Consider the following 25,884-nt stretch of genomic DNA (forward strand, 5'->3'; position numbering starts at 1 on the left):
GTGACTGGACCAGCCGCACATACCAGGAGCTTCATCGGCTTCATCGGCCGCCGTTGCGCGGTAGGCGCTCAGCGGGACGACGGCTTCTCCGGGTCCTGACCGTGCGGCGCGGAGAGCTCCGCGGCGAACTGCGCCCCGGTCAGCAGGGCGAGGTTGGACAACCACAGCCAGACGAGGAAGACGACGACGCCCGCGAGCGAGCCGTAGAGCCTGCTGTACGCGCTCAGGCCGGAGGCGTACCAGGCGAAGCCCGCGGAGACCACGAGCCACAGCGCGGCTGCCAGTACGCCGCCGGGCAGACTGCGCCCGTGCAGGCGGGCCGGGGCCGGACCGGTGTGGAAGACGACCACGACCAGGAGGGCGACCAGGCACACCAACAACGGCCAGCGCAGCACGTACCAGGCCCAGGTCACGGTGTCGTCCACGCCGACGACCCGGCCCGCCGCCTCGGCCAGCGGACCGGTCAGCAACAGGACGAGGGAACCGGCGAGGAGCAGTCCCAGCAGAGCGAGGGCGGTCAGCAGGATGCGGGGCGCCTTGCGCCAGGGTGAGCGCCGGTCCTCGACCCGGTGCATGCGGTGCAGGGCGCGGCGGAAGACGGCGAGATAGCTGGAGGCCGACCACAGCGCGCTTGTCGCTCCGGCCACCAGCAGCGGCCAGGCCGTACCGTCGGCGCCCAGCGCACGGGACAGCACGGCGTGCAGGTCGGCGCCGGACTCGGCCGGGGCGTAGGCGGTGACATGGGTGACGAATTCCTCGGCCGTGTCCGGGCTGATCAGCCCGAACGCGAGGACGGTGACCATCATCGCGGGCAGCACGGCCAGGATCGCGTAGTACGTCAGCGCCGCCGCGTAGTCCGTGATGTCGTCGTTCCACAGGGACATCGGTGTACGCCGCAGCGCCGGCCACCAGGCGGCGGGCCCCCGGGGCCGGAGGATGCGGTGTGCCTCGCCGGTGTACGGGTCAGCGGACATGGCACCTCCGGTGAGTCCGGGTACCGAGCCGCAGGCGGGTGCGCGCGGTGTACGGCGCGGCCGCGTCCTCGGCCATGCCCGTGGTCATCCCTGCGAACGGTGTGCTCATGTCCCTGCACAACTCCCCCGGATCCGCTCCCGCACACCCGGCGCCGAGCCGCTTGTTGCTCGACCCGGCCTCGGTCGTGGTCGCGGGCTCCTCCTCGTCGGGCAGGGGCTGACGGGAAACCCGTCGGGCAGGCGGAGCCGGGGTGGGCTGTGTCTCAGGAATCCGAGGGACGGATGATCTGCCATTCCTGGTCGTCGCTGTTGGAGCAGGTGAAGAGCGTGAGGTGGGCTCCGTTGCCGCCGGTGCTGTATCCGGCGACGTCCAGGCATGCGTTGTTGCTGGCGTAGTTGCGGATCCAGTAGTTGCCGCTGTCCTGTTTGTCGAGCCACCACAGCTGGTTGTCGGCGGTCGTTCCGGCGCAGGCGTACTCCAGGATCGGCGACCTGATGGGCTTGGCGCCGTAGTCCGGCAGATCCACGCACAGCTGGTCCTCGACGTTGCGGATCTGGAAGAGAGCCGAGCCGCCGGGGCCCAGCTTCGGGTACCTCACCTCCAGGTTCCACCGCTGGCTGCCGTCGGTGTTCTCGTCACAGGTGGCCTGCACCACCCGGCCCGCCGAGTCGGCGTCGTCGCCGGCAGGGAGGTCGGCGCACATCTTGGTGGTCGGGTTGCGCAGCATGATGTCGGACGCCGGCAGCACGCTCGGGGTCTTCTTCTTGGCCGGCGGGGACTCCGCGCCGCCGCCTCCGCCGCCTCCGCCGTCCTGGGCCGAGGCCGACGCGGCAGGCGGGGCGGTCTCGGCCGGCGGGGCCGACGCGGAAGGTGCGGAAGGTGGCACCTGCGGCGGTGAAGGGGAAGGCGCGAGCGTGCTGACGGCGGCCTCCTGCAACTCCCGGGCGGAGCTGGTGACCTTGGGCTTGTAGGCGATCCACAGCATCACGAGGGCGATCGCGAGCGCCAGGAAGATCCCGAGCAGCCTGGTGAGCCAGCCGGGCAGGAAACTCCGCTGCACATAGGTGCCCTCGACAGTCAGCGGCGTCACCCCCGACCGCTTCACGGCGAGGGTGTACGGCCGTTCCGTCTTGGTCCCGAACCAGATGATCTGTCGAGGCTTCAGTGTGGCCTTCACGAACGCGGCACGGCCGGGCTCGATCTGGAAGTTGCCCGGTTGGATGTCGTAGGACAGTTGGTCGCCGTTGTCGCTGCCGCTCAGTGACCCGGTCACCTTCGTGTTGCCGAGGTTGTCGACAGCCAGCTTCGGCCGCCCCCGGAAACGGCCCTTCACCGTCGGAGGGACGAGCTCGGCCCGCACCTCCGTGAAGGGGGAGATCGTCAGATTCCCCTCGGGAACGGTTGTCGACTCCGGGTGCTCGGTCGGGGTGATCCGTATCGCGTACGGGTTCGGGCCGGCTGTCGCGTCGGGGGTGCGCGGCGGCGCGAAGGTCAGCTCCACCGTCCCCGTCGTCCCCGGGTACAGCCGCAGGGAACCGGGCTCCACCGTGGTCCAGGGCGCGATGTCACCGATGGGTTCGAAGCGGTACTCGTCGACCACGTCACCGGTGTTGCGCAGACGCAGCCGCACGGTCGTACTGCCACCGGGATCCACCGTGGCCGAGGAAGGTTCGAGGGAAGTCCAAATACTCACTGCTCGACGCTACGGGGGCGGACGGCATCCGTCAGGAGCCATCGGGGCAGGCCGAGCTGCCCCGACGGGCACGCCCACCGGCGGGAACCGCCACGACGTCACCCCGACGTCACCTCGCTCGGGGCATACGAGGTGGCGCACCGTCACGTCCCACGGTGATCTGCGCGTCGTAGGTGTGCATCGCGACCTCCTGGAGCTGGTGCCGGGCGACAGCACCGGACGTCTGCGGCGACTCCGACGTACCCCACCACGTCCAGCAACCGCGATCCGGGCCGGACTCCCGCAGCGCGTCCAGTAGTTCCTGCGTCGACTCGGCCAACCAGGCCGGCAGTGCCTCGCGCTCCCGGGGCGCGGCCGGGGCACCCTCCGATGCGGACTCGGCCGGGGGAGCGGCGGCAGGCCCTGCGGCGACGGTGGCGGCCCGGAAGCGGCGCCTCTCACCCAGATGCTGCACCAGATCGAACGACGGGTGGTGCGGACGGTGGCGGGGACCCGCGAGCGGTTGCGTGCGAAGACGACGAGGCGCAGCACCGCGAACCGTGCGGCACCGGCGAGTGCGGAGGCGGACAAGTAGACGACCTGCACGAGTACCGTGCCGGGTGCCGCCACCAGATGCTGAAGGACAAGCATCGCCACGCAGGTCACCGCATATGCGGCCGCCGCGGATCCGGCCGACTGCGCATGTTGGCGCCAGGTCGCGCGCTCGCCCGTACCGAAGGTGAAGCGGGCGTGCAGCTCGGTGGCGAGGAGCGTGGAGGCCACGGTGATCAGGGCGTTGGCCAGGATCCAGGGAATCCACGAGGTGAGGGCCGCCACGGCGAAGCTGGAAGCGAGCCCTACTCCGCCGCCACAGAGTACGAAGCGGGCGACCGTACTGAGGGCGCCGGGTGGCGCCTGCCGCATGCTCTGTGCTGTCTCCATGATCCGCCCCCTGGGATCGCTTCTTCGTGAACGCGCAGCTCTCGGCCTGTGAGGCCTTCGGCTCGTTGTTTCTTGATATGGAAACGCTACGTTGCATTCATCTATCGGGCAACAAGATAAGTGCGCGCATTCTTCATAATCCCAGCTAGTGGCGATGGAATCGTTGCAATGGCTTGAATGTTAACGCAACAAGCCTCTCTCGTTCGTTGCAATGGATGGAAAGTGAACGCTCTGCTTGTCGGTGCCGGATGGCACCATCCGGCCATGAGTGACGAGCCTTTCAACTGGCACGATTTCCTGGGGCGTTGGCAGGAGGAGTGGGTTCCGCGCACGGATGAGGACGACGACGACGAGGACGACGGCGGACAGACCGTTGTCCGCCCGGGCAGACCCGGGGCACAGGAGTCGGCGATCGCCGCGGCCGAGGAGCGGCTGGGGCGGCGGCTGCCGACCTCGTACCGGGAGTTCCTGACCGTGAGCGACGGGTGGCGGGTGGACGAGACGGCCGGGGTCTACCAGCTCGGCGGTGTCGCGGACATCGACTGGTTTCGGGATCCGTACGACATGACTCCGCTCTACGAGGAGAGTCTCGGCGACAGCCCGCGCAAGGAGGACATTCTGCTGGCCGGGATGTGGCGACGGGCGCTACGGCTGGAGACGGACTCCGACATGTCGTACGCGCTGCTCGACCCCGGCGACAGCGACCAGGACGGCGAGTGGGCGCTCTACGTCTACAAAGGCTGGAGCGGTGAATTCCCGGACCGTTACCCGTCGTTCCGCGCGTACATGGAGGCCATGTACCGCGGCTTCCACTCCGACCGGGTGGAGCGACCCGACTTCGTCAACGCCACCACGCGCGCTCAGGACGCCCATGTGCAGGAGGCCCGCCTGCTGGCCCTGCGCGGACGGTACGAAGAGGCCCTGCCCCTGCTCGAGGAGGCGCTGTCCTTCGGGCGGCCACACAGTGCCGTCCTGCTGAACCAGCTCCGGCATCTGCTGGCTCCCCGCAGCCCCCGGGATTACGGGTACCTGGTGGCCGACCCGCGCTACCTGCCGGAGATTCTGCCCGTGGAGGCCATGACGCCGGCCCGCGGCGAATGGCGGCTGGGCGGGGACGACCACTGGCTCGGGATGATGAGCGCCCGCGGGGCCGCCCGGGAGACCGCCGAGGCCGTCCTGGGCGCGATGCGGGACGGCACCCATCGCTACGCGCCTCCCGGTCCGTGGGGCCGGGCCGTCGCCGAGGCCCGGGAGGCGGCCCGCTGGGGGGCGACCGACGCCGCGTGGCGAGTGCTGCGGGACGCGCTCCCGCTGTGGGAGGCACCCGGGCCCTCGCTGATCGCCCCGATCGGCCTGCTCGCCGATCCGGTCCTGGGCCCGCTGATCACGCCGGAGCGTGGACGGGAAGTCCTTGCGACGCCGCGAGCCGGAGAAGCGGGACCCGCTCCCGAGCCGGTGCCCGATCTCGACCCGCCGGGCCTCGCCTGGCTGACGGAGCCCGCGGCGAACGGGCGGCCGCTCGACGGATACCGCTGTGTCTGGGTCGAGGGGATCGACCCCGCCCGCCTGCCCGCTCTGATAGGAGAGGAAGGCGCCGAACTGGGCGCGCCCGCGGACCTGCGCGAGACGTCCTGGCGCGTACCCGGGCCCCACGAGCGCGAGGGCGTGGAACTCTGGGAGGACCGGGCCGTGGTTGCCGTCGGCCGCACCGCAGAAGCGTGGGCCTTCGCCTTCGACGGCGACTCCCGGTACCTGAACAAGCTGTTCCTGTCCCCAGCCGCGGCCGCCTCCTCGTCCGGCCGCGCGGTGGTGGTGTGGCGCGACCCGAGGCGCTCGACCCCGGGTGCCCACCCGGCCGTGTTCCACCTGTCGGTGGCCGAACAGGGTGAGGAGCTGTACGCGTTCACCGTGCGGGGTACGGAGATCCAGCGCTCCGGCACGATTCCCGAGGCGTTGGACCCCGCACGGCTGTTCCGCCCGCAGGACACTGAACCGGACGGCGAACTACGTGTGTTGGAGGCCCTGCACACCGAACTCGGGCTTTCGCTTCCCCGCTTCGCACTGACCCAGGGCAGGCTCCGCACCTTCACCACCCGGTCCTGGACCCGGGCACCACGCGAGGGCGAGGGGTTCGCCTACGTCAGCATCGGGCGGCGCCGGTCCTGAACTCGGGCGGGCCCCCGGTGGACGGCGGGCCCGCCGACGACCACCGGCTGTGGCTCGGCTCAGGCTGATCGCGTGAACACCGCCACGCCGCCCGCCGCTCGCCGGCCCGACGTTGTCGGCTCGACGGTCGGCGGGTGGGTGAGGTGGGTGAGGTGGGTCAGCGGGTGTAGGTGGTCCGGTGTTCCTTGAGCGAGGCGCAGTTGGAGCCGATCACCTGTACATAGGTGTTGGCGATGCCGCCGCCCCAGTCGACGCAGTGGCCTTTGCCGATGACGTAGGAGGGTCCTGCGTACGAGGTGTAGCGCCCGTAGTCGTCGTCTCCTTCGTTGGTGTCGGGGACGTAGATCCAGGCGGACATGTCCACGGCGGTGCCGGGGTTGTTGCGGATGGTGACGACGCAGTTGTTGCCGTTGGCGGCGTTGTAGGCGAGGTAGACGGTGCCCAGCGAGCCGACGGCGGCGGAGTTCACGGTCTTGTAGCCGCTTCCGCAGACTTTCTGTGGGGTGGTGTTGGGTACGGCGGAGGCGGGTGCCGCCAGGGCGGTGGTGGCCCCCACCGACAGAGCGGCCAGTGCGGCGGCGCCCAGTATGGAGTGAGTGAAGCGCATATTTCCCCCTTGTGTGCTTAGGAGTTGGTTGCTCCTGCCTTATGTGACGGGCGAGGCCTTGGGATGGTTGTGCCGGAGTTACCGGCATTTTCAGTCATAACTGGCGGTGTGATTGGCCGAGTTGGGACGCAACCGGAGGGGCGTGAGCGGTGCGTGCCAGGTTCGGGCTGCATGGGTTCACGGTCGGCCCGTGGATGCCGGAGGGGCGCGCGGCCAGTCGCGGGATGCCTGTCACCGGCCGTTGATTATCGGCCAATGCATCAGTTGACGGAATTGTTGACGAAATCTCTGGCATGCTCGTGGGGCCGCTGTTGACATGTCCGCCTCAAATACGTCGTGAGCATACGCGCCCACGGCGTCCCCCACATGGGAGACCACGTTGTCACTGCGTCACATCGAATACCGCCTCGCCACGGCCGTCGCGGCCACGGCCCTGGTCGTGACCTGCACCTCCGGTGCCGCCGTGCCGTCCGCCGCCGCGCCGACGGCCGGCACGTACCGCACGGACGCGGCCGCTGCGGCGGCCTCGCAGGTCCTCACCGCGGTCAACACCTTCCTGGGCACGCTGAGTTCGTCCCAGAAGACCACCGTCCAGGCGACCCGCACCCAGGCCAACCTGTCGAAGTGGTCCAACCTGCCCGACGCCCTGTACACGCGTGCGGGGTTGCGGATGGACGCGCTGACCTCCGCCCAGCAGACCGCGGTCCTGAACATACTGGGGTCCGCGCTCAGCCCGGCGGGTTTCGAGCAGGTCACCGGCATCACCTACGGCGACGGCGTCCTGAAGGCACAGGGCGGCATCGACCTCGACTTCGGCGCGGACCACTACTGGATCCGCATCCTCGGCACCCCGTCCGCGACCGGCAAGTGGACCGTCCAGTACGGCGGCCACCACCTGGCCGTCAACATCACGCTGTCCGGCGACACCATGACGCTGGGCCCCACCCTGTGGGGAGCGCAGCCGGCGTACTACACGAAGTCCGGCGCGACCGTCGAACCGCTGGTGGGTGAGACCGACAAGGCGTACACGGTCCTCCAGTCGCTCAACTCCACACAGCTGGCCGCCGCCATCCTGGACACACCGGTGAAGGAGATCGTCCTCGGCGCCGGCCAGGACGGAAAGACCCTCGCCTACGACGGCGTCCGGGCGTCCACCTTCACCGCCGCCCAGAAGACCCTGCTGCTCGACCTCGTCAACGAGTGGATCACCCCGCTCAACACGGAACAGGCCGCGGCGAAGCTGGCGGAGGCGCAGGCCGTCCTCGACCAGACGTACTTCGCCTGGTCCGGGTCCACGGCCGCCAACCAGCCGGTCTACTACCGCGTCCAGAGCCCCGCCTTCACCATCGAGTTCGCCCACCAGCAGGGTTCGGGCGCCAACGCGGGCGGCATCACCCACATCCACTCCATCTACCGCGAGAACGGCAACGACTACGGCGCCGAGGACTGACCGGTGACCCTCGCACGCCGCCTGGCCCGGTGGACGGCAGCCCTCGTGCTGGCCGCCGCCGGGTCGGGCCTCGCCGCCGCGCCCGCCGCGGCCCACCCGACCGACGAAGTGCTCCAGCAGGCCTACCTGACACCGACCGTGTCCCGCTTGGAAGTCCAACTCGACCTCACCCCAGGCGTGTTGGTGGCCCCCGCTTTCGCCCGGGCCGTCGACACCGACAGGGACGGCGAGTTCGGCTCCGCCGAGACGGCCGCGCACCTGCGGCGCGTGACCTCGGCGCTCGCGGTCCGCGTGGACGGGCGGGCCGTCGCGCTGGAGGTGACGGGGAGTACGTATCCGCCGTACGAACTGCTGGCGGCGGGCGGGGGCGCGGTGAGCGTCGAGGCGGTGGCCGATCTTCCGGCCGGCGCCCGCGCCGTCACCTTCACCGACGCGTACGACCCCGGTGCCCGCACGACCGTGCAGGAAGACGTGCTGGTCGCGGCCCACCGGCCGGTACGCCCGGCGGGCATCGAACGCGGGGACGGGGGACGCACGATCACCATGGCACTCCCCGGGCTCGTCGGGCCACCGAGTCCGGCGAGTCCGGCGGGCCCGGAAAGTCCGGCGAGTCCGGACAAGGCATCGGCACAGAAGGCGGCGGACTTCGGCGGGGGCAGCGGGGGCACCATGCTCAGCGCCCTTCGCTCGCCCCGGTCGTCCCCCTGGGCGCTGCTCGCGCTGCTCGGCACCTGCGCCCTGCTCGGCGCCTTCCACGCCCTGACGCCCGGCCACGGCAAGGCCCTCCTCGCTTCCTATCTGGTCGGCGCCCACAGCACCCCCAGGCAGGCAGTGGTCCTCGGAGCGGTCATCACCTTCACGCACACGGTCTCCGTGATCGCACTCGGTACGGCGGTGCTACTCGCGGGGCACTTCGTGGTGCCGGAGGTGTTGGTGCCGGTGCTGGAGGTCGCCAGCGGGACCGTGGTACTGATCCTCGGGGCGAGACTGCTGCGGCGTCGCTGGAGGCAGCACACCGGCCACGATCACGCAGACGGCCACAGCCACACCCACGGTCATAGCCACACCCATGACCACAGCCACACCCACGACGACGGACACGCGGCCGCCCATCACCACCCGCCCGCCCTGCCCACCACCTTCCGCTCCATTGCCACCATGGGGGTGTCCGGCGGGATCATCCCGTGCCCCGAGGCGCTGAGCGTGCTCCTGCTGGCCATCGGCCTGGGTCGCACGGCCCTTGGCCTGACCATGATCGTCTCCTTCAGCGCGGGCCTGGCCGGGGTCCTCGTCGGACTGGGTCTCGTGCTGGTGAGCGCCCGTACGAAACTGGAGCGCTTCCGGCGCTCCGGCGACAGCCTGCTCGTTCAGTGGCTGCCGGTCGTCTCCGCGGCCGTCGTGACCACCCTCGGCCTGACCATCGCGGTGGGTGGCGTGACGGGACTCGTGGGCTGAGAGCCGTCCTGATGACCGGCTCGGTGTGCTCGACGGTGAACGCGTGCACGGCTGTCATGACCCGGTCGAAGACGGGGGTCCCGGTCGTCAGGACAGCGCATCCGCACGGCTGGTCGGGCAGGAGCAGAACGCGCCGCGGAAGCGTGACGGTGCAGCGAACGACTCGCCGGACAGCGTGGTGCGACAGAGGGGACGTTCGACACTCGTCGTTCAAGATCGAGCCAGGGTCGGCGAACCTTGCACCGGGGCACCGCCGGGCTCCCCGAACACCCTCCGATAGGCCCCCGGAGTGGTCCCCAGCACCGCCCGGAAGTGCCGTCGCAGATTCACCGCCGACGACAGTCCGACCCGCTCGGCCACCGTCTCCACCGGCAGGTCGCTCTCCTCCAGCAGCACCCGCGCCGCCTCGATCCGCCGCGCGAGCACCCACTGCCCCGGACCGACCCCGAGCTGCCGCACGAACCGCCGGGCCAGCGTCCGCTCGGACACCCCGGCCCGCCCGGCGAGCCGTCCCACGCCCAGTTCCTCGCCCAGCCGGCCGAGCGCCCAGTCCAGCAGCGGCGCGAGCGAGTCGTCCGTCTTCTCCGGCGCCCCGGGCGGACTCACGTACTGGAGCTGGCCGCCCTCCCGGTGCGGCGGCAGCACCATGCCGCGGGCGACTGCCGCGGCGTACCCGGCGCCCTGGTCACGGCGTACGAGCTGGAGGCACAGGTCGATCCCGGCGCCGCTGCCCGCGCTGGTGGCGACGTCGCCGTGGTCGACGTACAGCACGTCGGAGACGACCTCCACCGCCGGGAAGGCGGCGGCCAGTTGAGCCGTCCGGCGCCAGTGCGTGGTAGCCCGGCGGTCGTCGAGCAGCCCGGCCCGCGCGAGGACGAACGCGCCCGTGCAGATGGACGCGACCCGCGCCCCACGCCGGTGAGCGCCGCGCACCGCCTCCAGCACCGCCCCGCTCACCGCGCCCCCGGGCGGCTGCCACCCCGGCACCACCACGGTGTCCGCCTCCGCGAGCGCCTCCAGCCCCGCCTCGACGAGCAGCGCGTGCCCGACGGTCGTCCGCAGCGGTCCCGGCCGCTCGGCGCACAGCCGGACGTCGTAGCGGACGGGCACATCGGGCCGTACGCCGCCGAACACCTCGGCGGCACAGGCGAGTTCGAAGGGCGACTGGGGTTCGTGGAGCAGCGCGACGACCCGGTGGACAGTCATGGCAGGAATATACCCACAGATGTCATTCCAGACTCTCGTACGAGCCCGGAGGCCCCCGCAGGATGGGTCCATGACCAGCGAACCCAGCGAACCCAGCGCTCTCGTCACCGTCGTGCACACCGACCAGGTCGACGCCGAGGAGGTCGCCCCCGGCATCGTCCGCCGTCGCCTTCCCCGTACCGACCACGCCCGGGGCTGGCTCATCGACTTCGGCCCCGGCAGCCAGTGGCCGGAGGTCGACGTCCACGAGTCCGAGGAGCGCTACTTCGTGCTCGCCGGCGAGGTCATCGAGGGCGAGGAGCGCCACGGCCCGGGCACGTACGTGGTCTTCGCCCCCGGCAGCCGCCACCGCCCGCGCACCGAACACGGAGCGCGCATGCTGGGCATCACAGTGCTGTAGCCGCGTCGCCGGTCCGGGTCCGCCACCGACGCCCAGAGACGGCTGTGGCACACGTCTGGTCACCCCGCTCGCAGAGGGCGGGGGAGACCACCAGGCATGACACCACGAGGCATGACCCGTGCCGTACGTGGCACACGTGGTGAGCATGAGCACCACTGAAGTACGGCGGGGCGAGCCGGTCACCACGGTTCTCACCTGGGAGGTGCGCCCGGGCCGGGAGCAGGAGTTCGAGGACTGGACGCATGGGATCTCCCGTTGCGCCAGACGGTTCCCGGGCAACGAGGGCGTCTCGTGGCTGCGCCCCGAGGAGGGCCACCGCTTCCACGCGATGCTGCGCTGGTCCGATCCGCACCGGCTCGCCGCGTGGCTGGAGTCGGACGAGCGGGCGTCCTGGCACGCGCGGATCGAGGGCGTCGCCACGGAGATCGGCAGCGAGCGGCAGTCGACGTCCGGGATGGAGACCTGGTTCAACCTGCCCGGCACCACCGTGCAGGCCCCGCCCCGCTGGAAGATGGTGCTCACCACGTTCCTCGGCGCCTATCCGTTCACGCTGCTGATCCAGTGGCTGGTGACGCCCCGCACGGGCGCCTGGCCCCTGCCGCTGCGGGCCGCCGTGTTCCCCCTGGTGCTGCTGCCGACGCTGACGTATGGGGTGATGCCGAGGCTGAGCCGCCTGCTGCGGCGCTGGCTGTACCCTCCGCCGGACCGGTGATCAGGTGTTCTCCGACGGTCGCGCGCCACACGTCGCCCCGTGCCGACCGGCGCGCGGGTTAGCAGCAGTGCGGCCCTGTCGGGCAAGGGCTCGCGCGGTACTGGTCTCAGGGGACGGTGAGGATGATCTTTCCGTGAGCCTGGTGGGAGCGAAGCCGTTCGGCGGCCTCTGTGGCGGTGGCGAAGGACAGGGTGGTGTCGATCAGAGGGCGGACCCGGCCGTCTGCGACAGCGGCCAGCAGGTGCTCGCCGGCCGCGGCGATGACGGCGCCGAGTTCGGCGGGCCGGGTGAAGCCGAAGGAGACCCCGGCGACGCGCAGGTGCCGGTAGGACAGGGCGTCGAGGTCGATGGTGGAGGCGGCCGTGTCGAGGCGGCCGATGTTGACCACGGCGCCGTCGGTGCGGGTGGCCGGCAGACAGGCGGCAAAGGTCTGTCCGCCGACGTGATCGAGAGTGACGTCGACGCCTTCGCCGCCGGTGGCGTCCAGCACCGCCTGGGTGAGGTCCTGTGCGTCGGTGACCACGACGGTGTCGGCCCCGGCCCCCATGAGCAGGTCGCGCTTGGCGGCGCTGCGGGTGGTGGCGATGACCTGTCCGGCACCGAGGGCCTTGGCGATGCGTACGCCGATCAGGCCGATGCTGGAGGTGGCCCCGGTGATCAGCACCGACTGTCCGGCCCGGAACCCGGCGGTCATGAGGGCGCCGTTCTCGGTGAGCAGCCCGGTGGGCAGCGCGCACGCCTCCTCGTGGGCGAGTTCGTCGGGGACGGGTAGGACGTGGCAGTGGTCGGCCAGGACGTACTGGGCGAAGCTGCCCGGTGTCGTGCCCATCACCCTCTCACCCACCGCGGGGGTGCCCACGCCGTCGCCGACGGCGGCGACTTCGCCGGCGAATTCGTAGCCGGCCTGGTACTCCTTGCCGGTGCCGCCGGAGGTGGGGTCGGCGGCGGCGAGCATGGAGGCGTCGGCGTTGTTGAGGGCTGCCGCGCGGGCGCGCACGACGATCTGCCCGGGGCCGGGCTGAGGTACGGGGGCCTGGCGGGCGGTCCAGTCGGGGCCGGTGCCGCCGAACAGGGCGGTCATCGTCTCGGGCATGAGGGGCTCCTCCTTCGTGTGGGTGCGGGTCGCCGGCTGCGTGTGCGCGCGGCGTTGAACTGTTCGTCGGTGATGTGCTCGAGCCAGGTGGTCCCGGGCCGGTCGTCGTCGGGGGCGGTGCGGTCCCGCAGGGCGAGGTGCCGGCAACCTGGGATGAGGGACAGCGGGCGCTCGGACACGGTGCGACACGATCAACCCTGCCCCTTGATGCCCGCCGCAGGCAGGCCGAGCCGTGCCGGGGGTGTCCAGCGGGGGTGTGACAGGGCCCCCTCGAAGAGCAGGTCGCGGCGAAGCGGAGAGACAGCCCTGGAAGGCACCCCGTGGCGAAGGTCACGGAGGGAGATGAAGCCCGGTGCGTAGGCTGGTCGCCGTCGTTGTGACAGCAGGCCCAGGGGAGCTGGACGGGCTCACGGGTCCCTGGAGCTGGTCTGGCGATGTGTCAGAACAGTAAGGTAAGGAAACAGCCCTTGACCTGCAAAAACGCAGGCAGGGAGCCTAGGTCCGGGAGTGTTTCAATGCTTCGTACGATGTTCAAGTCCAAGATCCACCGTGCCACCGTCACCCAGGCCGACCTGCACTACGTGGGATCGGTGACCATCGACGCCGACCTGCTGGACGGGGCCGACCTGCTGCCGGGGGAGCTCGTCCACATCGTCGACATCACCAACGGGGCGCGGCTCGAGACGTATGTCATCGAGGGCGAGCGCGGCTCGGGGGTCGTCGGTATCAACGGAGCCGCCGCCCATCTCGTGCACCCCGGTGATCTGGTGATCATCATCAGTTACGCTCAGGTGACCGACGCCGAGGCGCGGGCTCTGGAGCCGCGGGTCGTGCACGTGGACCGTGACAACCGGATCGTGGCCCTCGGAGCGGACCCCTCGGAGCCGGTACCGGGCTCCGACCAGGAGCGCAGCCCGCAGGCGGTGTCGGTCTGACCGAGTCATCGCACGCATCGCACCGGGAGTGCCCATGAGCGACATCGAGATCCGCGACGACCGGGCGGCGGGCCGCCTCGAGGCTTTCGGCGACGGCGGTGAAGTCGTGGGGCACATCGAGTACTTCGTCCTGGAATCGCCCGCGCCCGCCCTGGTGCCGGTGCACACCATCGTCGAGCCGGCCCACGAGGGCAAGGGCATCGCCGGGTCGCTGGCGCGGGAACTGTACGCCGCCTCCGAGCGCGAGGGCATCCCCGTGGCGCCGCTCTGCCCGTACGTCGTGAAGTGGGCCGAGCGTCACCCGGACGAGGCTCCGGCCGCCGACCCCGAGCTGCTGCGCGCCGCCAAGGACTGGCTGCGCGCGCACCCCGGCCGTTTCTGACCGACGCGCCCCACGGCACCTCGTCGCCGGGGACCGGCCGGTTGGGCCCAGCCGGGTGAGTGGCCGCAGCCGCCCCGGGTACGCGGGGGATGAGTCCAGAGCCAAGCCTCACATCTGGCCGGAGGACACCATGACCAACCCGTACGCCGACCCCGTCCACCCCGACCCCGTCCAACCCGATCCCGTCCAGCCCGGACCGCCGCCGAGCCCGGTCCCCGGCCCCCCGGAGCCGTTCCCCAGCCCGGTGCCCGCTCCCGAGCCGCCGCCGGGCCCGGATCCGACGCCGCCTCCGCGGCCCGGCCCGCCTCCGGGTCCCTCGCCGTCCCCGGTCCCGCCGGGCCCGGAGCCGGTCCCGAGCCCGGAACCGGGCCCGCCCCTCACCTGACGCACCTCACGGGACGACGGTGGGCGGAGGGAGATCGCCGCCCACCGTGCTGCCCGCGAAGAGGACTACGCCTCCGCCTCCGACCGGTCGCCGCCCCAGAGGGTGTGGAACGCGCCTTCGCGGTCCACCCTGCGGTAGGTGTGCGCCCCGAAGAAGTCCCGCTGCCCCTGCGTGAGCGCCGCGGGCAGCCGCTCCGCACGCAACGCGTCGTAGTACGCGAGCGCCGCCGCGAACCCGGGCGTGGGCACACCCTGAAGCGTCGCGGACACCAGCACCTCACGCCACGGGTCCTGCGCCGCCGCGATCTCCGAGGCGAACGTCTCGTCGGACAGCAGGCTCGGCAGATCCGCCCGGTTGTCGTACGCGGCGCGGATCCGGTCGAGGAAGGCCGCGCGGATGATGCAGCCACCGCGCCAGATCGAGGAGACGGCGCCGAGATCGATGTCCCAGCCGTACTCCTCGCTGCCCGCGGCGATCTCGTGGAAGCCCTGCGTGTACGACACGATCTTCGAGGCGTACAGCGCCTGCTCCACCCGGTCGGCGAAGGCCTGCGCCTCCGCCTTGCCCAGCGCGGACGCCGTCGGTCCTGCCAGGCCGCGCGAGGCCTCGCGCAGCTTCGCGTGTCCCGACAGCGACCGTGCGAAGACGGCCTCCGCGATGCCCGACACCGGAACGCCCAGGTCGAGCGCGATCTGGACCGTCCAGCGGCCGGTGCCCTTCTGTTCCGCCTGGTCGACCACCACGTCCACGAAGGGCCGGCCCGTCGCCGCGTCCACGTGGGACAGCACCTCGGCGGTGATCTCGATCAGGTAGGAGTCGAGGCGGCCGGTGTTCCAGGTGCGGAAGATGTCCGCGATCTGCGCGGGCTCGTACCCGGCGACATCGCGCAGCAACTGGTAGGCCTCGCCGATCAGTTGCATGTCGGCGTACTCGATGCCGTTGTGGACCATCTTCACGAAGTGGCCGGCGCCGTCCGGGCCGATGTGCGTGACGCAGGGCGCCCCGTCCGCCGCCTTCGCCGAGATCTTCTCCAGCATCGGGCCCAGCGACTCGTACGACTCCGGCGAGCCGCCCGGCATGATGCTCGGGCCGTGCAGCGCGCCCTCCTCGCCACCGGAGATGCCCGCGCCGACGAAGTGGATGTCCTGCTCGCGCAGTTCGCGCTCGCGGCGGCGGGTGTCGGCGAAGTGCGCGTTGCCGCCGTCGATGATCATGTCGCCGGGTTCGAGCAGCGGGGCGAACTCCCGGATCACCGCGTCGGTCGGCTCACCGGCCTTCACCATGATCACCAGGCGGCGGGGCCGCTCCAGTGCCGCCACGAACTCCTTGGCGGTCTCGGTGGCGACGAACTCGCCCTCGTGGCCGAACTCCTCGACCAGGGCGTGCGTCCGTGCCGCCGTGCGGTTGTGCAGCGCGACCGTGTAGCCGTTGCGTGCGAAGTTGCGGGCGAGATTGCGGCCCATGACCGCGAGTCCCGTGACGCCGATCTGAGCTGAAGTGCTCATACGGTTGGCTCCTCCAGGGGTGTGCCCGTGCATTCGGTCAGTGTCGTCCTGAGTCCATCTTGACGGGTTCCGTGTCCGGATTCCCGTCCGGGGCGTCCGGCGGTCGCCCGCGCGTCGGAGCGGCCGGTTGTCGCCTTGTCATGGCCTGTTCGCCGCCCTTACTTTTGCCCCTCCTGACGCATGTCGAGGGGGATCTCCCATGGCCGTACGCGGCCGGCACCGCCGGTATCAGCCGAACAGGATCAACCGGGCATCGCTCACCGTCACGGCGGGTGGTGCCGGTATGGCACTGCCGCTGATCGGCACCGGTGCAGCCCAAGCGGCCGACGTGGACACCTGGAACAAGGTCGCCGCGTGCGAGTCGACCAACGACTGGAGCATCAACACCGGCAACGGCTACTACGGCGGACTCCAGTTCACCCAGTCCACCTGGGAGGCGTACGGCGGTACGCGGTACGCGCCCCGTGCGGATCTGGCCACCGAGGACCAGCAGATCGCCGTGGCCGAGAAGGTGCTGGACGGGCAGGGGCCGGGCGCCTGGCCCGTGTGCTCGGTGCGGGCCGGACTGAGCCGGGGCGGCGACGCCCCCGACATCCACCCGAACGGCACCTCGGCGAAGTCCGCCAAGCCGTCAACGTCGTCCAAGCCGGCCACGAAGACGTCCCTGGACGACGTACGGCCGCAGAGCACACCTCAGTCCCGCGCGGGCACCGCGGAGATGTACACCGTGGTCCGCGGCGACACCCTCTCCGGCATCGCGGACACCGAGGAGGTCAAGGGCGGCTGGCAAGGGCTCTACGCCGCCAACCGGACGACCATCGGCGGCGACCCCGACCTGATCCTGCCGGGCCAGCGGCTCAGCCTGGACGGCAGGGCGAGCGCCGCGACCAAGGCCCCGAGCGCCACCAAGCCCCGGACGGAGAAGCCGAAGACCTCCTCGGGCGCCAAGGAGAGCAAGCCGGCCAAGAGCACCAAGACCAAGGACGCCGGCGGCAAGACGACGACCGGCCATTCCCTCGTGTCGCCCGTCAGCGCCTCCACCGGAACGCCGTACCACGCGACGGGTTCGTCCTGGTCGAAGGGCTACCACACCGGCGTCGACTTCCCCGTGCCCACCGGCACCTCCGTGCAGGCGGTCAAGGCGGGCGAGGTGGTGAGCGCGGGCTATGCCGGCTCCTTCGGCTACCAGGTGGTCATCCGGCACGCCGACGGCCGCTACTCGCAGTACGCCCACCTGTCGGCGATCTCCGTACGGGACGGGCAGTCGGTCAGCGGCGGACAGCGCATCGGCCGGTCCGGCTCCACCGGCAACAGCACGGGCCCGCATCTGCACTTCGAGGTGCGGACCGGGCCCGGTTTCGGAACGGACGTCGACCCGGTGGCGTATCTCCGGGCCGGCGGCGTCAGGATTTGACGCGCTCCCGATGCCGGTCCACGACCGGCATCGGGACGTACAGACCTCCGTACAGCGGGGTGTAGAACGACGGAGGCACGTCCCCGCCGGGCGGGTCCTCCTCGTAGCGGTCCTCGCCGTCGACCGTGGTCGGCGCCAGGACGAGCCGTTCCTCACGTACCTCGGCCTCCAGCGCCGCCCCGGCGAGCCGCAGGTCCTCCAGTGCCGCTTCCGCCGACCGCACGTCCTCCGGCAGCGGCGCGCCCGGCTGTTCGGGCAACCGGATCCCGCCCGTCGCGCCGCCGCTCTCCTCGACCGCCGGGGCTGTGGCCGACACCTCCGACGACACCTCCGCCGTACCGGTGTCCGTCCGGGTCCGCGCCGCCGGGAGACCGGCCGCCGCCGTCTCCGGCCGGGTGCCCTGGAGGCGCTCCGTCGTGAGCAGGATGAGGCCGCCCGCCGCCACCACACCGCAGCCCAGGGCGAGCACGGTGCCCGTGGTGCCGTAGCGGAAGGTCTCGCCGAACATCGTGATGCCGACCGCGGCCGCCACCACGGGGTTGACCACGGTCAGCGTGGCCAGCGGGGCCGCGAGGCCCGCGCCCCGGTAGGAGGCCTGCGACAGCAGCATGCCGGCCGTGGCCAGCACGCCGATCACGGCCAGGGACGGGACGTCGGCCGTCGAGACGCCGCCGGTCCAGTCGACCGCGACGGTCTTGGTGAACACCGACGACATGCCGAACGCTATGCCCGACGCGGTCGCCAGCAGCATGCTGCGGACCGCCGGGTGCCGGTGGGCGGCCCGCCCGGCCACCATCAGAGCCACGACCGCGGCCGCGGTGACCACGGCCACGCTGACCCGCTGCGGGGTGCTCAGCGACTGCGCGTCGGCCGCCCCCACCAGGGACAGCAGACCGGCGAGACCGACCGTCGCCATGATCGCGCCCCGCCAGGCCGTCGCCCCGGCCCTGCGGCCGACGAACAGCGCGGCCATGGGCAACGCGAACACGATGGTCAGCGCGCCCAGCGGCTGAACCAGACTGAGGGGACCGTAGGCGAGCGCCACCACGTGGAGGAGTCCGCCGAGACCGTTCAACGCCACTGCGGCCCACCAGCCCGGACGGCGCAGCGGGGCGTACTCCTCGTCGGGGGAGGACAGCGCGACCTGCTCCTGCACGATCGCCCCGGCCGCGTACGCGACAGCGGAGACGAGCGACAGGACCACGGACAACGCGAGGGCGCTCATGGGCTGCTCCTCTGCGTGAGGCGGGGGCACGGGGCCCGGCGCGGCGAACGGTCGGCTCTCATAACCAACACGATGCCTTGTCGATCTGTTCCCGTCGTCGTACCTAAGCACGCAATAAGTCCTACTACCGATGGAGTACTGAAGGCCCGCTGTCCTCCCTCAGGCGGGTGACGGACCAGGGATCCCCCTGAGCACGACCCCTACCACCCTTGGTACTACTGCACTTCGTGGACCTCGACCCCGATCTCGCCGCGCTCCGCCCGCTCGGCCCCTTCTTCGTCCTGCGCACCCCACCAGGCAGCCCAGGAGAGCCGGCCGCGGCGCTGCCGACCCTCGCCCGGGCCTACCGGGAGACCCCCGGGAGCGCGGCACCGGACCTGCACGGCGATCCGCTGGCCTTCCGTGTCCGAAAGGTGACCAGGGCGCTGCGCGCCCCGGAGGACCGGATCGGGGCCTCGGTGGCGCAGCAGGGCCTCGCGGCCCGGCTCTGGTCGGTGACGCTGGGCTGCGCCGTCCTGTACGGGAGCGTCCCCGACCTCGCGCCGGGGCTGCTGTGCTGGGACCCGGACGCGGCCGCCCCGGACGACCTGTGGCTGACCGAGGTGCGGGCGCGGCCGGGGGACGCGGCGACCGTGGCCGCGACGGTCCTCGACGGCCACCTCGAGCCCCTCTCCGCCGCGCTGCGCGCCCGCCATCCGGTCGCGCCCGGCCTGCTGCGGGGCAACTCCGGATCCGCGCTGGCCGGAGCCGCCGGCCGACTGGACCTGTGGGCCCGTACGCACGGTCGTCCCGACGTCGCCGCACGCGCGCGTGCTCTCACCGTGGAACTGTTCACCCACCCCCTCCTCGCGGACACCGGGACACTGACCGGCACCGCCTTCCGCCGCCGCAGCTGCTGCCTGTACTACCGGGTGCCCGGCGGGGGCGTCTGCGGCGACTGTTGCTTCACACGACCCCCGCGCTCTTCCCCACGCGCCCCGTCTGGGTGACCATGAAGGGAGCCGATCGCTGAGAGTGGGGGTTCCGGGGTGCGAGTGGGACTGCTGACCCGGGAGTATCCCCCGGACGTGTACGGCGGTGCGGGCGTCCATGTGGAGTTCCTGGCCCGTGAGTTGCGGCGGCTGGTCGACCTCGACGTGCACTGCTGGGGCGAGGGCCGCACCGAGGGGGTCCAGCGGCATCGCCCCTGGTCCGCGCTGGACGGCGCCAACGACGCGCTGCGCACCTTCTCCGTGGACCTCGCCATGGCGGCCGCCCTCGAAGGCCGCGAGCTCGTCCACTCCCACACCTGGTACGCCAACCTCGCCGGTCACCTCGCCAAGGAGCTGTACGGCGTCCCGCACGTGGTGACCGCGCACTCGCTGGAACCCCTGCGGCCCTGGAAGGCCGAGCAACTCGGCGGCGGCTACGCCCTGTCGAGCTGGGCCGAGCGGACCGCGGTGGAGGCGGCCGACGCGGTGATCGCCGTCTCCGGAGCGATGCGCGAGGACATCCTCGCCTGCTACCCGACGCTCGCCCCGGACCGGGTCCACGTCGTCCACAACGGCATCGACACCGCCCTCTACCGTCCCGACCACGGCACTGACGCCCTCACCCGGATCGGCCTGGACCCGGACCGCCCGTTCGTGCTGTTCGTCGGCCGAATCACCCGGCAGAAGGGCGTGCCCCATCTGCTGCGGGCCGTCCGGGACATCGATCCGGCGGCGCAGGTCGTGCTGTGCGCGGGAGCGCCCGACACCCCGGAGATCGACCAGGAGTTCCGCGACCTCTTCGCCGGGCTGAGCCGGGCCCGTGACGGCGTGCACTGGATCCCGAGGATGCTGCCGCGCCCCGAGGTGATCCAACTCCTCACGCACGCCGCCGTGTTCGTCTGCCCCTCGGTGTACGAACCGCTCGGCATCGTCAATCTGGAGGCGATGGCCTGCGGCACTCCCGTCGTGGCCTCCCGGGTCGGCGGCATCCCGGAGGTCGTCGAGGACGGGGTGACCGGGACGCTCGTAGCGGTGGACGACGACTTCGAGGCGGGCCTCGCGCGGGCGCTGGACGCGGTTCTCGGTGATCCGGCGGCCGGGCGCCGGATGGGCGAGGCCGGAAGGGCGCGCGCGGTGGGGGAGTTCGGCTGGGACGCGGTGGCCCGGCGGACGGTCGGGCTGTACGAGGAGATCGTCAAACAGGCTTAGTTCCCCCGGCCGGGGGCAACCATGGTTTCAACCAGGGTGAGGGGAGCGGCCATGCGTCGTGGTGGGCCTTCGGTGCTCGGAATCGTGCTGGCGGGTGGTGAGGGCAAACGCCTGATGCCTCTCACGGCCGACCGCGCTAAACCAGCGGTCACGTTCGGCGGCACGTACCGGCTCGTCGACTTCGTGCTGTCCAACCTCGTCAACGCTGACATCCTGCGCATCTGCGTGCTGACGCAGTACAAGTCGCACTCCCTGGACCGGCACATCACCACCACCTGGCGGATGTCGAGCCTGCTCGGCAACTACATCACCCCGGTCCCGGCCCAGCAGCGGCTCGGCCCGCGCTGGTACCTCGGCAGCGCCGACGCCATCCTCCAGTCGCTGAACCTCATCTACGACGAACGGCCCGAGTACGTGGCCGTGTTCGGCGCCGACCACGTCTACCGCATGGATCCGCGCCAGATGCTCACCCAGCACATCGACAGCGGCGCGGGCGTGACCGTGGCCGGGATCCGGGTCCCGCGCGGCGAGTCCTCCTCCTTCGGGGTGATCACCCCGGGCTCGGACGGGCTGACGGTCGAGCGCTTCCTGGAGAAGCCGGTCGACCCGCCGGGGCTCGCCGACGACCCGGAGTACGTGTTCGCGTCGATGGGCAACTACATCTTCACCACCAAGGCGCTCATCGAGGCGCTCCAGCGGGACGCCGAGGACGAGAGCTCCGTCCACGACATGGGCGGCTCGATCCTGCCCCAGCTGACCCAGCGCGGCGAGGCCCAGCTGTACGACTTCCACGACAACCACGTGCCCGGCGAGACCACCCGCGACCAGGGCTACTGGCGGGACGTCGGCACGCTCGACGCGTACTACGACGCACATATGGACCTGATCGCCGAGCGCCCCGCCTTCAACCTGTACAACCGCAGCTGGCCCATGTACACCCACTCGGGCCAGCTCTCCCCGGCGCGTTTCAACGCGGGCGGCATCGCCAGTGAGTCGATCATCAGTTCGGGGTGCCTGATCCGCGGACAGGTCACCCGCTCGGTGCTGTCGCCGGGTGTGGTGGTCGACCCGGGAGCGGTCGTGCAGGGCTCGATCCTGCACGACAACGTGCACATCGGACGGGGTGCGGTCGTGCGCGGGGCGGTGCTCGACAAGAACGTGGAAGTCCCTCCGGGTGCGACCATCGGCGTGAACCCGGAGCGGGACGCGGAGCTGTACACGGTGTCGAAGGGCGGCGTGATAGCCCTGGGAAAGGGCCAGCAGGTGTCCTGAACTTAATGCGCTGTTAACTGTGTGTAGCTTGATCGTACTTGACCGTAATCGCCCGGGCGCGCTTGACTGATTGCCTCCACTCTTAGCCGACGCGAGGCAAGCCCTTGACTGCTGATGATCTGCTGGCCCCCCTCGACCTGGCGTTCTGGAACCTCGAGTCGGCCGAGCACCCCATGCACCTGGGAGCGCTCGGCGTCTTCACGGCGCAGTCGTCCACCGCGGGCGCCCACGCCGCCGACCTGCTCGCGGCCCGCGCCGCCGGCGTTCCCGGACTGCGCATGCGGATCCGGGACGTGTGGCGGCCGTTCGACCGCTCCGAACCGTTCGACCTGCGCCGGTCGCTCGCCTTCGGCGGCGCGACCCGGGAGGCGGACCCCGACTTCGATCCCCTGCACCACGTCACGCTGCACGCGCCCGCCGCCGACTTCCAGGCCGAGGCCGGGCGGCTCATGGAACGCCCCCTGGAGCGCGGCCGCCCGCCCTGGGAGGCCCACGTCCTGCCCCACGAGGACGGCGCCCGCTTCGCCGTGCTCTTCAAGTTCCACCACGCCCTCGCCGACGGACTGCGCGCCCTGACCCTGGCCGCGGCCGTCCTCGACCCCATGGATCTGCCCGCCCCCCGGCCCCGCCCCGCCGAACCGGCCCGCGGGCTCCTCCCCGACGTGCGCAGCCTGCCCGGCCTGCTGCGCGGAGCCGTCTCCGACGTGGGCCGCGCCCTCGACATCGGCGCCTCCGTCGCCGTGCACACCCTGGGCATGCGCCCCACCCCCGCCCTCACCGCCGCGCCCACCGGCACCCGCCGCACCGCCGGCGTCGTCATCGACCTCGACGACGTGCACCGGATCCGCAAGGTCGCCGGCGGCACCGTCAACGACGTGCTGATCGCGGTCGTCGCCGGGGCCCTGCGCCGCTGGCTCGACGAACGCGGCGACGGCAGCGAGGGCGTCGTGCCGCGCGCGCTCATCCCCGTCTCCAAGCGCCGCCCGCGCACCGCCCACCCCCAGGGCAACCGGCTCTCCGGGTACCTGATGCGGCTTCCGGTCGACGACCCGGACCCGCTGCGCCGCCTCGACACGGTCCGCGCCGCCATGGACCGCAACAAGGACGCGGGCCCCGGCCGGGGCGCCGGCGCCGTCGCCCTGCTCGCCGACCACGTCCCGGCCCTCGGCCACCGCCTCGGCGGCCCGCTGGTCGGCCAGGCCGCCCGGCTCTGGTTCGACATCCTCGTCACCAGCGTGCCGCTGCCCAGCCTCGGCCTGAAGCTCGGCGGGAACCCGGTGACCGAGGTCTTCCCGTACGCCCCGCTCGCCCGCGGCCAGGCCCTCGCGGTCGCCGTCTCCACCTACCGCGGCCAGATCCACTACGGGCTCGTCGCCGACGCCGAGGCGGTCCCCGACCTCGACCGGTTCGCGCGCGCCCTGACCGCCGAGGTGGAGACGCTCATCACTGCCTGCGGCTCTTGACGGGAACGGGTTTGGAGGAGCGGCCGGGCGCTCCGTAAAATTCGTCCTTCGAGGGCGGACTCGGTCGGAGCGCCGCACGGGTGATCAGGGAAGCGGCAGCGCGATGACGGTGACAGAGGACGGCTCGACGGCGGTCACGGAGGAGGTCGTGGACGAGGTCGTGTACGGGCCCGGCATCGACCCGGAGCGGCTCGCCGTCTGCCTCGCCGTGCTGGACGAGCTCGACAGGCTGGACGTCGACCACCCCGACGCGATCGCCGTGCGCCGGGCCACCGCCGGCGTCTACCGCACCGTGAAGCAGCGCCGCCGCCAGGACCGCCGGGCCGCCAAGACCGCCCACGACAAGGCGGTCACCGAGGCCACCGCGACCGGCTCCGCCCAGCGCATCGACGACGAGACCGAGGGCATCCTGCCGTCCTCGGTCACCGAGGAGGGCCGGATCGCCGGGATACTCCAGCGCCCGCGCTCCTGCTACACCTGCAAGACCCGGTACGTCGAGGTCGACTACTTCTACCACCAGCTCTGTCCCGAGTGCGCCCGCCTGAACCGCGACAAGCGCGACGTGCGCGCCGACCTCACCGGCAAGCGTGCCCTGCTCACCGGCGGCCGCGCCAAGATCGGCATGTACATCGCGCTGCGGCTGCTGCGGGACGGCGCGCACACGACGATCACGACCCGCTTCCCCAAGGACGCCATCCGCCGCTTCAAGGCCATGGACGACTCGGGCGACTGGATGCACCGCCTGGAGGTCGTCGGCATCGACCTGCGCGACCCGGCGCAGGCCGTGGCCCTCGCCGACCAGGTCGCCGAGGCGGGCCCCCTCGACATCCTCGTCAACAACGCGACGCAGACCGTACGGCGACTGCCCTCCGCCTACGCCGCCCTGGTCGACGGAGAGAGCGCGCCGCTGCCGGCCGGCGAGCTGCCCGCCCACCATGTCATCGGCGCCTTCGGCTCCGGCGCGGTCGACGGGCTGGCCACCCTGCCCGCCGGAATCTCCGGGATCGACGCCCAGCAGGTCGCCGACCTCGCCCTGGTCGCGGGCAACGCCAGCATCGCCCGGCACCTCGACGGCACCGCCATCGACGCGGGCGGTCTGGTCCCCGACGTCGTCGACACCAACACCTGGGTGCAGACGATCGAGCAGATCTCCCCGGTGGAGCTCCTCGAGACCCAGCTGTGCAACTACACGGCGCCGTTCATCCTGATCAGCAAGCTCCGTCCGGCCATGGCCGACGCAGCCGGGAAGGCGACCAGCGGCCGCGCGTACGTCGTCAACGTCTCGGCGATGGAGGGCGTCTTCGGCCGTGGCTACAAGGGCGCCGGCCACCCCAACACCAACGCCGCCAAGGCCGCGATGAACATGGTGACGCGCACCAGCGGCCAGGAGATGTTCCAGGCCGACGGCATCCTCATGACCTCGGTCGACACCGGCTGGATCACCGACGAGCGCCCGCACTACGACAAGCTGCGCCTCGCCGAGGAGGGCTTCCACGCCCCGCTCGACCTGGTCGACGGCGCGGCCCGCGTCTACGACCCGATCGTGCGCGGCGAGCAGGGTGAGGATCTGTACGGGGTGTTCCTGAAGGACTACGCCCCCGGTAAGTGGTAGGGCCGTTCTACGCCGGTGGTCGGGTGGGGGTCGTGGGGGCCGGTCGCGCGGTTCCCCGCGCCCCCTGGGGGGCGATGCGTGCCCGGCGCACACTCGTGCCGCCGTCCACCAGCAGGTCCGCCCCTGTGATCCACTTCGCCTCTTCGGAGCACAGCCAGACCACCGCTCGTGCCACGTCCTCCGGTTCCCCGATCCGGCCCAGCGGCAGGGCCGCCGCTATCTCCCCCTCTCCCGGCTCCCATACGAAGCGGGCCATCTCGGTCCGTACCAGGCCGGGGGAGACGGAGTTCACCCGCACTCCCGGGCCCAGTTCGCCCGCGAGCTGCCGGGTGAGGTGGAGGAGGGCCGCCTTGCTGGTGCCGTAGGCGCCGACGTCGGGGCCTACGTGTCCCGCGCCCTCCGTGCAGATGTTGACGACCACCCCGCCGTGCTCACGCATCCAGCCCCGCCACGCGCACTGCACCAGCCGCAGCGGTGCCTCGACGTTCACCGTGAACGCCTCCCGCCAGGCGCCGGGATCGGCGTCCATGAGCGGTCCGTAGGGCTGGTTGGTCGCCGCGTTGTTGACCAGCACGTCCAGCCGGCCGAACGCGTCCAGGCACAGCTCCGTCAGCTTCCGGGGATGCCCGGGGTCCCCGACGTCGCCGGCCAGTCCGACGCCGTCCAGCTCCCCGGCCGCGCGGCGTACCCGGTCCGGATCCCGCGCGCTGACGCACACCCGCGCCCCGGCGTCGGCGAGCGCCCGTGCCACCGCCCAGCCGATCCCGCGCGTGGCCCCCGTGACGACGGCGGCCCTGCCCCGCAACCCGTACGACGACGTCATCGGCGTACGG

21 protein-coding genes and 2 pseudogenes are annotated in these 25,884 nt (G+C 71.7%); 13 read left to right on the plus strand and 10 right to left on the minus strand.

Features of this window, described 5'->3' with window-relative positions; genetic code table 11:
- Positions 1-68: 68 nt before the first annotated feature.
- From G9272_RS38850 to G9272_RS45600, 4 genes and pseudogenes are all read right to left on the minus strand, one after another.
- Complete coding sequence (locus tag G9272_RS38850) at positions 69-974, minus strand: YihY/virulence factor BrkB family protein (RefSeq protein WP_171400904.1); 906 nt, start codon at positions 972-974, stop codon at positions 69-71.
- Between the two features lie 263 nt (positions 975-1,237).
- Entirely contained in the window at positions 1,238-2,668 is a 1,431-nt protein-coding gene (locus tag G9272_RS38855) for an RICIN domain-containing protein (RefSeq protein ID WP_171400905.1), read from the minus strand.
- A 121-nt stretch (positions 2,669-2,789) separates the two neighbouring features.
- Positions 2,790-3,131, minus strand: a pseudogene (locus tag G9272_RS38860) (maleylpyruvate isomerase N-terminal domain-containing protein); the annotation flags it as partial.
- 5 nt (positions 3,132-3,136) lie between these two features.
- Positions 3,137-3,589, minus strand: a pseudogene (locus G9272_RS45600) (hypothetical protein); the annotation flags it as partial.
- A gap of 264 nt (positions 3,590-3,853) precedes the next feature.
- Here G9272_RS45600 and G9272_RS38865 point away from each other — a divergent pair.
- The gene (locus tag G9272_RS38865; RefSeq protein ID WP_171400906.1) at positions 3,854-5,755 is read left to right on the plus strand and encodes an SMI1/KNR4 family protein; all 1,902 of its coding nucleotides are present in this window, start codon (positions 3,854-3,856) and stop codon (positions 5,753-5,755) included.
- 157 nt (positions 5,756-5,912) lie between these two features.
- Here G9272_RS38865 and G9272_RS38870 read toward each other — a convergent pair whose 3' ends face one another.
- Positions 5,913-6,362 carry a spore-associated protein gene (locus G9272_RS38870; protein ID WP_171400907.1) on the minus strand — a complete coding sequence of 150 codons (450 nt, stop codon included), beginning with the start codon at positions 6,360-6,362 and terminating at the stop codon, positions 5,913-5,915.
- A gap of 379 nt (positions 6,363-6,741) precedes the next feature.
- On the opposite strand from G9272_RS38870, the gene G9272_RS38875 reads away from it, so the two are divergent.
- Together G9272_RS38875 and G9272_RS38880 are read left to right on the plus strand one after the other, a co-directional pair.
- Positions 6,742-7,812, plus strand: coding sequence for a DUF3500 domain-containing protein (locus G9272_RS38875; RefSeq protein ID WP_216377854.1), 1,071 nt, complete (start codon positions 6,742-6,744; stop codon positions 7,810-7,812).
- Positions 7,813-7,815: 3 nt separating this feature from the next.
- The gene (locus G9272_RS38880; RefSeq protein ID WP_171400908.1) at positions 7,816-9,267 is read left to right on the plus strand and encodes a nickel/cobalt transporter; all 1,452 of its coding nucleotides are present in this window, start codon (positions 7,816-7,818) and stop codon (positions 9,265-9,267) included.
- Positions 9,268-9,477: 210 nt separating this feature from the next.
- Here the strand turns inward: G9272_RS38880 and G9272_RS38885 are convergent, their stop codons facing one another.
- Positions 9,478-10,473, minus strand: coding sequence for a GlxA family transcriptional regulator (locus G9272_RS38885; RefSeq protein WP_171400909.1), 996 nt, complete (start codon positions 10,471-10,473; stop codon positions 9,478-9,480).
- 70 nt (positions 10,474-10,543) lie between these two features.
- Here G9272_RS38885 and G9272_RS38890 point away from each other — a divergent pair, with 70 nt between their 5' ends.
- Both G9272_RS38890 and G9272_RS38895 read left to right on the plus strand, forming a co-directional pair.
- Positions 10,544-10,873 (plus strand): cupin domain-containing protein, encoded by a 330-nt coding sequence (locus G9272_RS38890; protein WP_171400910.1) that lies wholly within the window; start codon positions 10,544-10,546, stop codon positions 10,871-10,873.
- A 145-nt stretch (positions 10,874-11,018) separates the two neighbouring features.
- Positions 11,019-11,585 carry an antibiotic biosynthesis monooxygenase gene (locus G9272_RS38895; RefSeq protein ID WP_171400911.1) on the plus strand — a complete coding sequence of 189 codons (567 nt, stop codon included), beginning with the start codon at positions 11,019-11,021 and terminating at the stop codon, positions 11,583-11,585.
- 106 nt (positions 11,586-11,691) lie between these two features.
- On the opposite strand, the gene G9272_RS38900 is transcribed toward G9272_RS38895, so the two are convergent.
- Entirely contained in the window at positions 11,692-12,678 is a 987-nt protein-coding gene (locus G9272_RS38900) for a quinone oxidoreductase family protein (protein ID WP_171400912.1), read from the minus strand.
- A 515-nt stretch (positions 12,679-13,193) separates the two neighbouring features.
- Between G9272_RS38900 and panD the strand changes: the two genes are divergently transcribed.
- Together panD and G9272_RS38910 are read left to right on the plus strand one after the other, a co-directional pair.
- Positions 13,194-13,613, plus strand: coding sequence for an aspartate 1-decarboxylase (gene panD / locus G9272_RS38905; RefSeq protein WP_171400913.1), 420 nt, complete (start codon positions 13,194-13,196; stop codon positions 13,611-13,613).
- 34 nt (positions 13,614-13,647) lie between these two features.
- A complete protein-coding gene (locus tag G9272_RS38910; protein ID WP_171400914.1) occupies positions 13,648-13,995 on the plus strand; it encodes a GNAT family N-acetyltransferase in 348 nt (115 codons plus the stop codon).
- A 450-nt stretch (positions 13,996-14,445) separates the two neighbouring features.
- On the opposite strand, the gene gndA is transcribed toward G9272_RS38910, so the two are convergent.
- Entirely contained in the window at positions 14,446-15,885 is a 1,440-nt protein-coding gene (gene gndA, locus G9272_RS38915; protein WP_171400915.1) for an NADP-dependent phosphogluconate dehydrogenase, read from the minus strand.
- A 199-nt stretch (positions 15,886-16,084) separates the two neighbouring features.
- Here gndA and G9272_RS38920 point away from each other — a divergent pair, with 199 nt between their 5' ends.
- On the plus strand, positions 16,085-17,299 hold the full coding sequence (locus tag G9272_RS38920; RefSeq protein WP_171400916.1) for a transglycosylase family protein: 1,215 nt from the start codon (positions 16,085-16,087) through the stop codon (positions 17,297-17,299).
- On the opposite strand, the gene G9272_RS38925 is transcribed toward G9272_RS38920, so the two are convergent.
- Positions 17,289-18,524, minus strand: coding sequence for a DMT family transporter (locus G9272_RS38925; protein ID WP_171400917.1), 1,236 nt, complete (start codon positions 18,522-18,524; stop codon positions 17,289-17,291). The two genes, G9272_RS38920 and G9272_RS38925, sit on opposite strands and share 11 nt — an antisense overlap.
- A gap of 209 nt (positions 18,525-18,733) precedes the next feature.
- Here G9272_RS38925 and G9272_RS38930 point away from each other — a divergent pair, with 209 nt between their 5' ends.
- The 5 genes from G9272_RS38930 to G9272_RS38950 all read left to right on the plus strand — a co-directional run bounded on the left by G9272_RS38930 (position 18,734) and on the right by G9272_RS38950 (position 25,051).
- Positions 18,734-19,513: a (2Fe-2S)-binding protein gene (locus G9272_RS38930; RefSeq protein ID WP_253268075.1), complete on the plus strand. Its 780-nt coding sequence runs from the start codon at positions 18,734-18,736 to the stop codon at positions 19,511-19,513.
- Positions 19,514-19,552: 39 nt separating this feature from the next.
- Entirely contained in the window at positions 19,553-20,704 is a 1,152-nt protein-coding gene (gene glgA, locus G9272_RS38935) for a glycogen synthase (RefSeq protein WP_171400919.1), read from the plus strand.
- A gap of 51 nt (positions 20,705-20,755) precedes the next feature.
- Positions 20,756-21,976, plus strand: a complete 1,221-nt coding sequence (gene glgC / locus G9272_RS38940; protein WP_171400920.1) for a glucose-1-phosphate adenylyltransferase — start codon at positions 20,756-20,758, stop codon at positions 21,974-21,976.
- Between the two features lie 104 nt (positions 21,977-22,080).
- Entirely contained in the window at positions 22,081-23,439 is a 1,359-nt protein-coding gene (locus G9272_RS38945; RefSeq protein ID WP_171400921.1) for a wax ester/triacylglycerol synthase family O-acyltransferase, read from the plus strand.
- Positions 23,440-23,542: 103 nt separating this feature from the next.
- Positions 23,543-25,051: an SDR family NAD(P)-dependent oxidoreductase gene (locus G9272_RS38950; RefSeq protein WP_171400922.1), complete on the plus strand. Its 1,509-nt coding sequence runs from the start codon at positions 23,543-23,545 to the stop codon at positions 25,049-25,051.
- A 7-nt stretch (positions 25,052-25,058) separates the two neighbouring features.
- Here the strand turns inward: G9272_RS38950 and G9272_RS38955 are convergent, their stop codons facing one another.
- On the minus strand, positions 25,059-25,874 hold the full coding sequence (locus G9272_RS38955; RefSeq protein WP_171400923.1) for an SDR family oxidoreductase: 816 nt from the start codon (positions 25,872-25,874) through the stop codon (positions 25,059-25,061).
- Positions 25,875-25,884 lie beyond the last annotated feature (10 nt).

This window comes from Streptomyces asoensis (assembly GCF_013085465.1).
In the GTDB taxonomy this organism is placed as follows: Bacteria; Actinomycetota; Actinomycetes; order Streptomycetales; family Streptomycetaceae; genus Streptomyces; species Streptomyces cacaoi_A.

Bases quoted from the DNA above. Each gene is read 5' to 3' on its own strand.
- G9272_RS38850 (WP_171400904.1), bottom strand. From the start codon at position 974: ATGTCCGCTGACCCGTACACCGGCGAGGCACACCGCATCCTCCGGCCC.
- G9272_RS38865 (WP_171400906.1), top strand. From the start codon at position 3,854: ATGAGTGACGAGCCTTTCAACTGGCACGATTTCCTGGGGCGTTGGCAG.
- G9272_RS38870 (WP_171400907.1), bottom strand. From the start codon at position 6,362: ATGCGCTTCACTCACTCCATACTGGGCGCCGCCGCACTGGCCGCTCTG.
- G9272_RS38885 (WP_171400909.1), bottom strand. From the start codon at position 10,473: ATGACTGTCCACCGGGTCGTCGCGCTGCTCCACGAACCCCAGTCGCCC.
- G9272_RS38890 (WP_171400910.1), top strand. From the start codon at position 10,544: ATGACCAGCGAACCCAGCGAACCCAGCGCTCTCGTCACCGTCGTGCAC.
- G9272_RS38895 (WP_171400911.1), top strand. From the start codon at position 11,019: ATGAGCACCACTGAAGTACGGCGGGGCGAGCCGGTCACCACGGTTCTC.
- G9272_RS38900 (WP_171400912.1), bottom strand. From the start codon at position 12,678: ATGCCCGAGACGATGACCGCCCTGTTCGGCGGCACCGGCCCCGACTGG.
- panD (WP_171400913.1), top strand. From the start codon at position 13,194: ATGCTTCGTACGATGTTCAAGTCCAAGATCCACCGTGCCACCGTCACC.
- G9272_RS38910 (WP_171400914.1), top strand. From the start codon at position 13,648: ATGAGCGACATCGAGATCCGCGACGACCGGGCGGCGGGCCGCCTCGAG.
- gndA (WP_171400915.1), bottom strand. From the start codon at position 15,885: ATGAGCACTTCAGCTCAGATCGGCGTCACGGGACTCGCGGTCATGGGC.
- G9272_RS38920 (WP_171400916.1), top strand. From the start codon at position 16,085: ATGGCCGTACGCGGCCGGCACCGCCGGTATCAGCCGAACAGGATCAAC.
- G9272_RS38925 (WP_171400917.1), bottom strand. From the start codon at position 18,524: ATGAGCGCCCTCGCGTTGTCCGTGGTCCTGTCGCTCGTCTCCGCTGTC.
- glgC (WP_171400920.1), top strand. From the start codon at position 20,756: ATGCGTCGTGGTGGGCCTTCGGTGCTCGGAATCGTGCTGGCGGGTGGT.
- G9272_RS38950 (WP_171400922.1), top strand. From the start codon at position 23,543: ATGACGGTGACAGAGGACGGCTCGACGGCGGTCACGGAGGAGGTCGTG.
- G9272_RS38955 (WP_171400923.1), bottom strand. From the start codon at position 25,874: ATGACGTCGTCGTACGGGTTGCGGGGCAGGGCCGCCGTCGTCACGGGG.